11 protein-coding genes and 1 riboswitch are annotated in these 11627 nt (G+C 63.1%); of the genes, 7 read left to right on the top strand and 4 right to left on the bottom strand.

Features of this window, described 5'->3' with window-relative positions:
* The 4 genes from ACOYNB_RS13130 to ACOYNB_RS13115 all read right to left on the bottom strand — a co-directional run.
* A partial coding sequence (locus tag ACOYNB_RS13130) for a phosphomethylpyrimidine synthase ThiC (protein ID WP_422839470.1) occupies positions 1-728 on the bottom strand: 728 nt, incomplete at its 3' end.
* Between the two features lie 156 nt (positions 729-884).
* Positions 885-1003, bottom strand: a riboswitch (TPP riboswitch).
* A gap of 32 nt (positions 1004-1035) precedes the next feature.
* The gene (locus ACOYNB_RS13125; RefSeq protein ID WP_422839469.1) at positions 1036-1269 is read right to left on the bottom strand and encodes a hypothetical protein; all 234 of its coding nucleotides are present in this window, start codon (positions 1267-1269) and stop codon (positions 1036-1038) included.
* A 9-nt stretch (positions 1270-1278) separates the two neighbouring features.
* Complete coding sequence (feoB, locus tag ACOYNB_RS13120) at positions 1279-3168, bottom strand: ferrous iron transporter B (RefSeq protein ID WP_422839468.1); 1890 nt, start codon at positions 3166-3168, stop codon at positions 1279-1281.
* Between the two features lie 51 nt (positions 3169-3219).
* Positions 3220-3498 carry a FeoA family protein gene (locus tag ACOYNB_RS13115; RefSeq protein ID WP_422839467.1) on the bottom strand — a complete coding sequence of 93 codons (279 nt, stop codon included), beginning with the start codon at positions 3496-3498 and terminating at the stop codon, positions 3220-3222.
* A 311-nt stretch (positions 3499-3809) separates the two neighbouring features.
* Between ACOYNB_RS13115 and mraZ the strand changes: the two genes are divergently transcribed.
* Genes mraZ through mraY form a run of 7 tightly spaced genes read left to right on the top strand, consistent with a single transcriptional unit; the run spans position 3810 to position 11622 of the window.
* Positions 3810-4247 carry a division/cell wall cluster transcriptional repressor MraZ gene (mraZ, locus tag ACOYNB_RS13110; RefSeq protein ID WP_374257524.1) on the top strand — a complete coding sequence of 146 codons (438 nt, stop codon included), beginning with the start codon at positions 3810-3812 and terminating at the stop codon, positions 4245-4247.
* Positions 4248-4251: 4 nt separating this feature from the next.
* A complete protein-coding gene (gene rsmH / locus ACOYNB_RS13105) occupies positions 4252-5292 on the top strand; it encodes a 16S rRNA (cytosine(1402)-N(4))-methyltransferase RsmH (protein WP_422839466.1) in 1041 nt (346 codons plus the stop codon).
* Complete coding sequence (gene ftsL / locus ACOYNB_RS13100) at positions 5292-5594, top strand: cell division protein FtsL (RefSeq protein WP_422839465.1); 303 nt, start codon at positions 5292-5294, stop codon at positions 5592-5594. The genes rsmH and ftsL overlap by 1 nt, the downstream gene beginning before the upstream one ends.
* Positions 5591-7513 carry a peptidoglycan D,D-transpeptidase FtsI family protein gene (locus tag ACOYNB_RS13095; RefSeq protein ID WP_422839464.1) on the top strand — a complete coding sequence of 641 codons (1923 nt, stop codon included), beginning with the start codon at positions 5591-5593 and terminating at the stop codon, positions 7511-7513. The genes ftsL and ACOYNB_RS13095 overlap by 4 nt, the downstream gene beginning before the upstream one ends.
* Entirely contained in the window at positions 7513-9042 is a 1530-nt protein-coding gene (locus tag ACOYNB_RS13090; RefSeq protein ID WP_422839463.1) for a UDP-N-acetylmuramoyl-L-alanyl-D-glutamate--2,6-diaminopimelate ligase, read from the top strand. Before ACOYNB_RS13095 ends, ACOYNB_RS13090 begins: the two co-directional genes overlap by 1 nt.
* The gene (locus ACOYNB_RS13085) at positions 9039-10454 is read left to right on the top strand and encodes a UDP-N-acetylmuramoyl-tripeptide--D-alanyl-D-alanine ligase (RefSeq protein WP_422839462.1); all 1416 of its coding nucleotides are present in this window, start codon (positions 9039-9041) and stop codon (positions 10452-10454) included. Before ACOYNB_RS13090 ends, ACOYNB_RS13085 begins: the two co-directional genes overlap by 4 nt.
* Positions 10444-11622, top strand: coding sequence for a phospho-N-acetylmuramoyl-pentapeptide-transferase (mraY, locus tag ACOYNB_RS13080; RefSeq protein WP_422839461.1), 1179 nt, complete (start codon positions 10444-10446; stop codon positions 11620-11622). The genes ACOYNB_RS13085 and mraY overlap by 11 nt, the downstream gene beginning before the upstream one ends.
* Positions 11623-11627: the final 5 nt, after the last annotated feature.

The raw sequence follows: 11627 nt of genomic DNA, 5'->3' as shown, positions 1-11627 counted from the left end.
GAGTTGCCGATGTTGGCGTTGATCTTCACCAGGAAGTTGCGCCCGATGATCATGGGCTCCAGTTCCGTGTGATTGATGTTGGCGGGGATCACGGCGCGGCCACGGGCCACTTCGTCGCGCACGAACTCGGGGGTGATCTCTCGCGGGATCAGGGCACCCATCGGGTTGCCGCGCAGGCGGGCCTCGCGCTCGGCGTTCTGGCCGTAGCGGCTGCGCCAGTCTTCGGCCTGATCGAGGCGGCGCTGGTTTTCGCGCAGGGCGACGAACTCCATTTCGGGGGTGATGATGCCGCGGCGTGCGTAATGCATCTGGGTCACGTTGTGACCGGCGATGGCACGGCGGGGCGGGCGCTGCAGACCCGCAGCGGCCTGGCGCAAGGCTGCCATGCGGGCGTCGTGGTGCTCGCCGTCCTTCAAGCCATCGTCCACCGCCTGCACCGCACGCCCGGCATAGCCTTCGGTGTCGCCCCGGGCGAGCACGGCGGCTTCGCGCACGGCGGGCAGGCCGCGGGTCACGTCAATCTGGACGGCGGGGTCGGTGTAGGGGCCCGAGCAGTCGTACAGCGTCACGCGCTCGCCATTGGTCAGTGACACCTCGCGCATCGGGACGCGCACGCCCTCATGCGAGCCCGTGACATAAACCTTGCGGGAGGCCGGCAAGGGCTCGCGCGTCAGGCGGGTGAGTTCATCGAGCGCTTGAGGGGCAACGATGGGATCGGGGGCGTTCATGGGCGACTCTCCTGGTGGCAGGTGTGACAAAGACACGTGCTCCGAGGAGGGCCTCAGGAAGGCGCAAGGCAACGGGGGAGGTGGGGCAGGCGCCTGCAAGCGGCATGGGCACAGCACGCTTGAAGGGCTGCACCCGCCAGCGCGTCACGAACGGACTTCCAGCAGGACGGCTCTTCTTTCGCCGGTATGAACCGGATCAAGTTCAACGGGTTCGGACGTCAGTCCATCTCAGCGCCTGGCAAGAACACTTGCACGGCACACCCCGGAGCGATGCGCAGTGTAAACGCAACTCTGCCGGGCCGGCAACTCAGCGAGGACGGCGAACCACGTTCACGCGGTGGTCTTTGCGAGAGGCGGATGCACTGCCGCAGCTACCGCAGCCATTGCCGCACGTGCTGGCCTGCGCAGCCGAGGCGCCACAACCGGCTGCCGGCTGCCCCGCCACGAGCGAGCGCAACATCGGCCACCATTTGCGCGCCAGAAAAGCCAGCGCACCCATCACCAGCAGCGCCGTGAGAACGGTTTGGGCATCGATGCGCATGGGGCCTCCTCAGCGAAGCAGGTACGTCGACAGGTGGAACACCGCCCACGAGGCCAGGTAGGCCAGTGTGAACAGGTAGCTCACCATGATGAGTGGCGTGCGCCAGCCATTGGTTTCGCGCTTGACCACGATCAGGGTGGGCAGGCACTGCGGGGCATACACATACCAAGTCATCAGGGAGAGGGCCGTGGGCAAGGTCCAGGCCTGGCTCACCACGGCTTGCAGGGCCGTGCTCAGTTCATCACCGGTCTGAGACATGGAGTACACCGTGCCGAGTGCCGCCACCGCCACTTCACGGGCGGCCATGCCCGGGACCAGGGCGATGCAGATCTGCCAGGTGAAACCAATGGGCGCGAAGATCACTTCCAGCGCACGACCCAACATGCCGGCAAAGCTGTAATAGATCGCCGGTTGCGTGGCGTTGTCGGGGGCGCCGGGGAAGTTCGACAGCACCCACAGCACCACCATCAACGACAGGATGGTGGTCCCGGTGCGGGTGACGAATACCTTGGCGCGCTCCCACAGCCCCAGCACGAGGTTGCGCAGGTGGGGCCAGTGGTAGTCGGGCAACTCCATCAGCAGTGGCTGTGCGCCGCCTTGCTTCATCACGCGCTTGAGCACCAGCGCCACGATCATGGCCGAGACGATGCCGCTCATGTACAGCGCAAACAGCACCAGACCTTGCAGGTTGAAGACGCCGGCCACGGTGCGATCCGGGATGAAGGCCGCAATCAACAGGGCGTACACAGGCAGGCGGGCCGAGCACGTCATCAGCGGGGCAATCAGGATGGTGACCAGGCGGTCGCGCGGTTGCGAGATGGTGCGCGTGGCCATGATGCCGGGAATGGCGCAAGCGAAGCTCGACAGCAATGGGATGAAGGCGCGGCCCGACAGGCCGACGCTGCCCATCACCCGATCCAGCAGGAAGGCGGCACGGGGCAGGTAGCCCGAGTCTTCCAGTGCGAGGATGAAGCCAAACAGGATCAGGATCTGCGGCAGGAAGACCAGCACGCTGCCGGCTCCGCCAATCACCCCTTCGACCAGCAGGCCGCGCAGTGGGCCGTCGGCCATGTGGGTCTTGACCAGATCCCCCAGCGCGCCCATGCCTTCGTCGATCAGGTCCATGGGGGCCGAGGCCCAACTGAACACGGCCTGGAAGACCAGGAACATCAGTGTTGCCAAGATCAACGGCCCCATGACCGGGTGCAGGGCGTAGCGGTCCAGCCGGGCCGTCAGGCTCGGCGCATGAGACGGCATGACCACGCAGGCGGCCAGCAACTCGCCCACGCGGCGGTGCGTGTCTTCCACAGGGGTTTGCGCAATGCGCTCCATGGGCCGCGCGCCTTCGGGGGCGGGCAGCTTGGGCCAGTCCAGTTGATCCAGTTGGGTCAGAAGGGCTTGCTCCCCGCCCGCGCGCACGGCCACGGCTTCCACCACGGGGATGCCCAATTCAGTTTGCAGTCGGGGCACATCGATGTGAATGCCGCGTTTGGTGGCCTGGTCCATCATGTTGATGACCAGCACCATGGGCACGTTCAGCGTCTGCAACTCCAGCACCATGCGCAGGTTCAGGCGCAGGTTGGTTGCATCGACCACGCACACCAGCCCCACGGGGGGGGCTTCACCGGCGCGTACGCCGGCGATCACATCGCGGGTGATGGCTTCATCGGGGGTGGCGGCCAGCAGGCTGTAAGCACCTGGCAGGTCCAGCACACGCCAGGACTGGCCGGCAGGCGACACAAACTGGCCTTCCTTGCGCTCTACCGTGACGCCGGCGTAGTTCCCCACCTTCTGTTTGGAGCCCGTCAGACGGTTGAACAAGGCGGTCTTGCCGCAGTTGGGGTTGCCGACCAGTGCGATCAGCGGGGTAGTGGACACTTGGGGTGTCGTGGCCGCCATGAACGCACTCCTGCAGACGACAAGACAGAAAAGACTGCGGTGTGATCCCGATCAGGCGGGCACAACCTCAATCAAAGACGATTCCAGCTTGCGCATGGCAAAGGTGCTGGTCCCTACGCGCACGGCCAGGGGGCCATGACCATGGAAAACGCGTCGCAACACTTGCACGCGCTCACCGGGCACAAAGCCCAACTCCATCAGGCGGCGCTTCAGTGCGCCACCGTCGTGATGGCTGCCTCGAACTTCCCGGATCGTGGCTTGTGTGCGCACCGGTAACTGATCCAGCGTGGTGGCGGATTGACCGTCTGGGTGGTGGCGTTGCGTTTTCATGTACACGATTTTAAGTCCGAATGCGAACTATTCGCAATGACTTTCGATTGACCCACCTCACAGGCGGTGATGCACAGGGCAATGCCGGCGGTAAGAGGGCTGGAATTACCCCATTCAGATGGGGGAGGTTCCTCACTTTTCACTTTCGGACCTCCTTGCATGTCGTTGATTCGTAAGGACTTTTTTTTGGGATTTTTGCCGCAGAATGGCGCCTAAGTCATTGATTTCATTGAACTTTTTTTTACTTTTGCCTTGTTTGGGTGGCGTTCATCAGTTAAAGTGGGATTTAGTGCAAATTCGTGGGGTTTTGTGTGACTCTCGTCTTTCAGGGTTCATCAGCGCTGTCGCTGGACGCAAAGGGGCGTATGGCTGTCCCTGCGCGTCATCGCGACGCGTTGCAGGCTCTGTGCGGGGGGCAAATCACCATTACCAAGAACCCTGCGGGCTGCTTGATGGTCTTTCCTCGCCCTGCTTGGGAGTCCTTCCGTGACAAGGTCATGGCCTTGCCCATGTCGGCTGCAGGTTGGAAGCGCATCTTTTTGGGTAATGCGCAGGATGTCGAGATCGACAGCGCTGCCCGCGTGCTGGTGGCGCCCGAGTTGCGTGCCGCCGCAGGCCTCTCCAAAGAGGTGATGCTACTGGGCATGGGTACGCACTTCGAGTTGTGGGATGCGCAGCGTTACGCCGCGCATGAGGCGGAGGTCATGGCGCAACCCATGCCTGATGCATTGCAAGACTTCACTTTCTAACGCGATGCAACAGGCTCCAACCCCTTGGCAGCATCAAACCGTTCTGCTGCACGAGGCAGTCGATGGTTTGTGGGATGCCGCGACCGGTCCGCGCCCTGACGGGGTGTATGTGGACGCGACCTTTGGTCGCGGTGGTCACTCTCGTCTGATCTTGTCTCATTTGGGGCCTCAGGCGCGTCTTCTGGCGCTGGATCGCGACCCGGAGGCCATCGCGCATGCCACCACGGGTGAGTCTGCCATCCAGGATCCTCGGTTCACCATCGTGCATGCCCCGTTTTCGTCGTGGGGCGAGGTGGTGGCTCAGCAAGGCTTGGGTGCGGTGGATGGCTTGCTGATGGACATTGGCGTGTCGTCTCCCCAGATCGACAACCCTGCGCGGGGCTTCAGTTTCCGTTTTGATGCGCCACTCGATATGCGCATGGACACCACGCAAGGTGAAAGTGCGGCGGATTTTCTGGCACGCGCTTCCGTGGACGAAATCACAGAGGTCATTCGCACTTATGGAGAAGAACGGTTTGCTTGGTCCATTGCAAAGGCGCTTGTCGCTCGCCGCGATGAGGGCCAGCCTGTGCGCACCACCGGGGAGCTCTCAGCGCTCGTGGCTCGTTCGGTCAAAACCCGTGAAGTCGGGCAAGACCCCGCTACCCGTACCTTCCAGGCTCTTCGGATTCACGTCAATCGTGAACTCGGCGAACTCGAGGACGCGCTGGATGCTGCACTGAAGATGCTGGCGCCCGGCGGGCGTCTGGCTGTGATCAGCTTCCACTCGCTGGAAGACCGCATCGTCAAGACCTTCATCGCCAAACACAGCCGTGATGAGGTTGATCGTCGCGTGCCGTTTGCCCAACCCAAGCCCCTGCTGCTGCGCGCGATTGCGAGGGTCAAGCCTTCTGAAGCCGAGGTGGCGGGCAATCCGCGCTCGCGTTCAGCGGTGTTGCGCATTGCTGAGCGCACGGATGTGCCGTGGTCTGCGGAATTGGCTCAATCTGATGTGGCGTCATCGCGTACCAAGGGCGGTCGTTCCGGCAAGGGAGGGCGCCGGTGATGGGCCGCTTGAACTTGATCCTTGCTGCCGTGGTGCTGTTGAGTTGCTTCTGGCTGATTCGCAGCAGTTATGAGGCCCGCTCGCTGTTTGTGGAACTCGACAAGGCGCAGTCGCACGCGCATGAGCTGCAGATTGACTACGAGCGCCTGCAAGTTGAGAAGCGCGCGCAGGCCACGTCCCTGCGTGTTGAAAAGCTCGCGCGCGAGAAACTGCGCATGTTCAGCCATAACCCTTCGGTGACGCACTATGTGGTGGCGGCATCGGGTGTAGCGCTTGCTGCATCGCAGGGAGGGCAGCCATGAGCCGCCTGGGTGAGTTCATGCGCCGTTTGCGTGGGCAGCCGCGGAAGCAAAAAGCGTCGGCCGTGCCCACGGTGCGCTATGCCACCAGCCCGCTGCTGGCGTCGCGCACACCACCCTGGCGCGTGAAGTTTCTGATTGGCTGCATTGGCCTGGGTTTTGTGGTGTTGATCGGTCGTGCAGCGTGGGTGCAGATCATCGACAACGATTTCTACTTGCAGCAAGGGGCCAACCGCTACGAGCGTCGCATCGAATTGCAGGCCAATCGTGGGCGGATCCTGGATCGCAATGGTGAGTTGCTGGCGTCCAGTGTGCCTTCGCCATCCTTGTGGGCCATCCCCAAAGACATGCAGGCCTCGACGGCCGATGTGCAGTCTTTGGTGCGCTTGCTGGGCATGCCTCGCGCCGATCTGGAAAAGCGTCTGGCCTCCAACCCCAACTTCGTGTGGCTGCGTCGCAAGGTGGACGACAGCGTGGCCCAAGCGGTGGCCGCCCTGAAGATCAAGGGTGTGTATGAGTTGCGCGAGTGGAAGCGGCAGTACCCTGAAGGTGAGTCGGCCGCCCACATCGTGGGCTTCACGAACATTGAAGACCAGGGGCAGGAGGGCATTGAGCTCGCTTACGAGAAGCAACTGGCCGGTCGCAATGGTTCGCGCCATGTGATCAAGGATCGCCTGGGGCGTGCGGTCGAGGCCGTGGGTGATGTGGTGCCCGCCGAAGATGGCGACGCCATCCGTTTGTCGATCGACGCCAAGATTCAGTTCTACGCCTATCAACGCATCCGGGACGCGGTCGAGCAGCACAAAGCCAAGGCGGGGAGCGTCGTGGTGCTGGATGCCGTGACCGGCGAAGTGCTGGCGCTGGCCAATGTGCCCAGCTACACCCCCGACAACCGCAGCAACCTGACGGGTGCGCAGTTGCGCAACCGTGCCTTGACTGACACGTTCGAGCCCGGCTCCACCATGAAGCCGCTGATCGCGGCGCTGGCGCTGGAGACACATCGTGTGCGGCCGGATACGGTCATTTCGACCGCACCGGGCCGCCTGACCATTGACGGGTCCACCATTTCCGATTCGCATCCGCACGGTGACCTGACCGTCGAGGAAGTGATTCAGAAGTCCAGCAACGTCGGCACGGCCAAGATGGCGCTGCAGATGCAGCCCCGCGAAATGTGGGAGATCTTCACGGCCGTCGGGCTGGGGCGCAAGCCGCAACTCGGTTTCCCGGGTGCGGTGACCGGACGCCTGCGCCCTTACAAGTCGTGGCGTCGCATCGAGCAAGTCACCATGAGCTATGGCTATGGTTTGTCTGCCAGCCTCTTTCAGCTGGCGCAGGCTTACACCGTGTTTGCCAGCGATGGCGAATTGATTCCCATCACCCTGATCAAACGAGATGCAGGGGAGGTGGCGCGGCAAACCGCCGCCGCTGACCAACCGCGCCCCGTTCTGGCTTTCAAGGCCGCCTTCCGTCCGGAGGCGGCTTCGTCGCGTCCAGAGGCCCCCCAGAATGCCGAGCCTGTGCCCGTGCGCGGCACGCCTGTGATCTCGCCTGCCACCGCGCGTGCCGTGCGGCACATGCTGAACATGGTGACCGGCCCGGGCGGTACTGCGCCAAAGGCTCAAACCATGGGCTACAGCGTGGGTGGCAAGACCGGTACGGCGCACAAGCAAGAGGGCAAGGGTTACGCGGGCAACAAGTACCGCGCCTGGTTCGTGGGCATTGCGCCGATCAGCAAGCCGCGCATCGTGGTGGCCGTGATGGTGGACGAGCCCAGCAACGGGGTGTACTTCGGCGGTGAAGTGGCTGCACCGGTTTTTAGTCAGGTGGTCCAGCAGACCTTGAACCGTTTGGGTGTGCTGCCCGACATCGAGGTCCGCTCGCAAATCAGCGCCACCGCTCCGGCCGAAGTGGAGAGTTTCTGATGACGAATGCCACTTTGATGCAGATGTCGGACGTGTCCAAACTGTTGGGTTGGTTGCGCCAGCATGCGGTGGCGCAGCTCACCGTTGACAGCCGTCAGGTGGCGACCTTGTCGTCGCAAGGTGTGTGCTTCATCGCCTGGCCGGGCGCGGCCCGTGATGGCCGCGCCTTCGTGGCGCAGGCTCTGCGAGAGGGCGCGCGCGCCTGCCTGGTCGAAGCCGAGGGTGTGACGTCGTTTGCGTTTGCCGACCCACGCATCGTGGCTGTGCCGAACTTGAAAGCGCGTGTGGCCGAGATTGCGCATGGCTTCTATGAAGAGCCCAGCGCGGCGCTGAGCGTGGTGGCCGTGACAGGCACCAACGGCAAGACCTCGACATCGTGGTGGACCTCGCAGGCCCTGACGGCGTTGGGGCAGCCTTGCGGGGTGATCGGGACGTTGGGTGTCGGGCAGGTGGGGGCTGGCAGTTTCGTCCCAACGGGTCTGACTACACCGGATCCCGTGACCTTGCACGCCACGTTCCGGCACTTTGTTCAGCAAGGGCTGAGCGCCGCCGCCATCGAGGCGTCGTCCATCGGACTGGAAGAGTTGCGCTTGCACGCCACACACATTGACGTGGCGCAGTTCACAAATTTCACACAGGACCACCTGGACTACCACGGCAGCATGGAAGCCTACTGGCTGGCCAAGCGCGCTCTGTTTGATTGGCCCGGCCTCAAGGCGGCCGTGATCAATCAGGACGATGCGATGGGCTATCGGCTGGCTGAGCATGCACGTGCGCGCGGGTTGGATGTGTGGACGTATGGCCTGAATGGGCCGGTGCGCCTGCAGGCCATCGATGTGACGTATCAGCCCAATGGCCTGAGCTTCACGGTTCTGGAGCGGCACGCCTCGCTCGACGCGGTGTCGGATCGGACGGTGGTGCAGGCGCCGGTCATCGGGGCGTTCAATGTGGCCAACCTGCTGGCGGTGTTGGGGGCCTTGCGTGCCAAAGGGTTTGCCTTGCAGGCTGCAGCGAAGGCCTGCAGTGGTCTGGTGGCCGTACCGGGGCGCATGCAACTGGTGCCTGCGACAGCCGCTCAGCCTTTGGTCGCAGTGGACTACGCTCACACGCCCGATGCATTGAGTCAGGCATTGCAGGCCTTGCGTCCTGTGGCCACGACGCGCGGCGGCAAGCTGTGGTGCGTGTTTGGTTGTGGCGGTGACCGCGACCCCATCAAGCGTCCCTTGATGGGCGCTGTGGCGGAACAGCATGCCGACCGTGCCGTGCTGACCAGCGACAACCCACGCAGCGAATCGCCTGCGCTCATCTTGTCGCAAATCCTGGCGGGCATTGCGCGTCAGGATGGTGTGGATGTGCTTGAAGACCGGCGTGAAGCCATTGCGCATGCGCTCATTCAGGCGCAACCGGAAGACGTGGTGCTGATTGCCGGCAAGGGGCATGAGTCCACGCAAGACATTGCGGGCACCAAGTTGCCCTTCAGTGATCCAGATGAGGCTGCGGCTGCGCTGGCCAAGCGAGGTGCCGCATGAGCGACATGATGATGACCTTGGGCCTGGCCCATTCACTGCTGCCAGGGTCGGTGCTGCATGGCGATCCCGCCACGCTGATTGCCCGAGTGCACACCGATACCCGCACCTTGCAGGCTGGCGATCTGTTTCTGGCATTGCGCGGCGAGCGCTTTGATGCGCACGATTTCCTGCCGCACATTGCACAGTCTGGCGCGTCGGCTGTGATTGCGCAGCGTGGTGTGGCCGCCAGTGGTCTGCCTGGCTTGACGGTGGTGGACACCCGTGCTGCCTTGGGCCACCTGGCCGCCTCTTGGCGTGCGCGCTTTGACATGCCTTTGATCGGCGTCACCGGCAGCAATGGCAAGACCACCGTGACGCAGATGATTGCCTCCATTCTGCGAACCTGGATGGCCGAGCAAGGTCATCCGGATGCGGCACTGGCCACCGTGGGCAACTTCAACAACGACATCGGTGTGCCGTTGACCTTGTTGCGCCTGCGTGAAGGGGTGCACCGTTGTGCCGTGGTCGAGTTGGGCATGAATCATCCCGGCGAGATCGAGCAACTGGCCGCCATTGCGGCGCCGACGGTGGGGGTGGTGAACAACGCCCAGCGCGAGCATCAGGAATTCATGCACACCGTTGAAGCGGTGGCGCGTGAAAACGGCGCTGTCCTGCATTCGCTCAGCCGTTCGGGGACCGCTGTGTTCCCGGCCGATGATGCGCATGCAGCCATCTGGCGCGAGCAGGCGACAGGCTATGCCACGGTCGATTTCGCTACCGAAGGTGAAGCCGCCGTCACGGGCCACGCTCAGTGGCATGCGGACCCGTCGCCGCATTGGGTGATCGATATGGCCACCCAGTACGGACTGGCCCAAGTGGCCTTGCGCATGGCTGGCCAGCACAACGTGCGCAATGCGCTGGCCGCCACGGCCGCCACATTGAGCGCCGGGGTTCCCTTGCACACGGTGGTCCGTGGGCTGGAGGCATTCGAGCCCGTCAAGGGGCGTTCGCAATTGCGCTGCATCACGGTTGGCGGCCGCCCGGTCACCTTGGTGGACGACAGCTACAACGCCAACCCCGACTCGGTGCGTGCGGCCATCGACATGCTGGCCGGTTTGCCTGGGCCGCATTGGCTTGTGCTGGGCGACATGGGCGAGGTGGGCACGCAAGGTCCAGCCTTCCATGAGGAAGTGGGCGCCTATGCCCGCGAGCGTGGCATCGAACACGTCTGGACCGCTGGTGCTTTGTGCGCGCACACCGCGCAGGTGCTGGGGGCGTCCGCCCGTCATTTCAACAGTGCGGCTGACATCGTTGCCGCATTGCCTACGCCTGCCGATGCGCCTCATGCGGCGTCGGTACTGGTCAAAGGTTCTCGATTCATGAAGATGGAACAAGTTGTCAACGTTCTCGCCGGAGGTGCGCATGCTGCTTAATCTGGCACTCTGGTTGCAAGGGCTGCATCCCGAATGGGGCTTCCTGCGGGTCTTCCAATACTTGACCTTCCGCTCGGTGATGGCGGCCATGACGGCCCTGATCATTGGCTTGTTGCTGGGGCCGTATGTCATTCGCAAGCTGACCGAACTCAAGATTGGTCAGCCCATCCGCGAGTACGGCGTGCAGACGCATTTGGCCAAGCGTGGCACGCCCACCATGGGCGGTGCGCTGATCTTGCTGTCGATTGGTCTGTCGACCCTGTTGTGGTTCGACTGGAACAACCGCTTCGTGTGGATCGTGATGATCGTGACGACCGGCTTCGGCGCCATTGGCTGGGTGGATGACTGGCGCAAAGTCGTGCTGAAGGATCCCGAAGGCATGCCCTCTCGCGAGAAGTACTTCTGGCAGTCACTGATCGGCTTGTTTGCAGCCATCTACCTGGCGTTCAACGTGTCCGAGGTCAATGCCCTGCGCGTGCTGGAGTTGTTCGGGCGCTGGGTCGCATCGGGCTTCTCGAACGATCTGCCGCCCAAGGCCGATTTGATCGTGCCGTTCTTCAAGACCGTGAGCTATCCGCTGGGTGTGTGGGGCTTCATGGTGCTGACCTACATCGTGATTGTGGGCACGTCCAATGCCGTGAACCTGACCGATGGGCTGGATGGCTTGGCCATCATGCCGGTGGTGATGGTGTCGGCATCCCTGGGCATCTTTGCCTACGTGACGGGCAATGCTGTCTTCGCCAAGTATCTGCTTCTGCCCCACATTCCGGGCGCGGGGGAGTTGCTGGTGTTCTGCGCCGCATTGTCGGGGGCGGGCCTGGCTTTCCTCTGGTTCAACGCGTATCCGGCGCAGGTGTTCATGGGCGATGTGGGCGCGTTGGCCTTGGGTGGCGCACTGGGCACCATCGCCGTGATCGTGCGCCAGGAAATCGTCCTGGCCTTCATGGGCGGTGTGTTTGTGCTGGAAGCCCTGTCGGTGATGCTGCAGGTCAGCTACTTCAAGTACACGAAGAAGAAATACGGCGAAGGCCGCCGCATCTTGCTGATGGCGCCTTTGCACCACCATTTTGAAAAGTCCGGCTGGAAAGAAACGCAGGTCGTGGTTCGCTTCTGGATCATCACCATGCTCTTGTGCCTGCTGGGCCTGTCTACCCTCAAGTTGCGCTGATTGTT

It is taken from the genome of Aquabacterium sp., from assembly GCF_049317225.1.
In the GTDB taxonomy this organism is placed as follows: domain Bacteria; phylum Pseudomonadota; class Gammaproteobacteria; order Burkholderiales; family Burkholderiaceae_C; genus Aquabacterium.
The sequence above is the reverse complement of the archived record's forward strand: the minus strand, read 5'-3'. Positions and strand labels throughout refer to the sequence as shown.

What these genes read in the sequence shown, in the direction of transcription:
- ACOYNB_RS13090 (WP_422839463.1), top strand. Translation starts at nt 7,513, where the DNA reads ATGACGAATGCCACTTTGATGCAGATGTCGGACGTGTCCAAACTGTTG.
- feoB (WP_422839468.1), bottom strand. Translation starts at nt 3,168, where the DNA reads ATGGCGGCCACGACACCCCAAGTGTCCACTACCCCGCTGATCGCACTG.
- ACOYNB_RS13115 (WP_422839467.1), bottom strand. Translation starts at nt 3,498, where the DNA reads ATGAAAACGCAACGCCACCACCCAGACGGTCAATCCGCCACCACGCTG.
- ftsL (WP_422839465.1), top strand. Translation starts at nt 5,292, where the DNA reads ATGGGCCGCTTGAACTTGATCCTTGCTGCCGTGGTGCTGTTGAGTTGC.
- rsmH (WP_422839466.1), top strand. Translation starts at nt 4,252, where the DNA reads ATGCAACAGGCTCCAACCCCTTGGCAGCATCAAACCGTTCTGCTGCAC.
- ACOYNB_RS13125 (WP_422839469.1), bottom strand. Translation starts at nt 1,269, where the DNA reads ATGCGCATCGATGCCCAAACCGTTCTCACGGCGCTGCTGGTGATGGGT.
- ACOYNB_RS13095 (WP_422839464.1), top strand. Translation starts at nt 5,591, where the DNA reads ATGAGCCGCCTGGGTGAGTTCATGCGCCGTTTGCGTGGGCAGCCGCGG.
- mraY (WP_422839461.1), top strand. Translation starts at nt 10,444, where the DNA reads ATGCTGCTTAATCTGGCACTCTGGTTGCAAGGGCTGCATCCCGAATGG.
- ACOYNB_RS13085 (WP_422839462.1), top strand. Translation starts at nt 9,039, where the DNA reads ATGAGCGACATGATGATGACCTTGGGCCTGGCCCATTCACTGCTGCCA.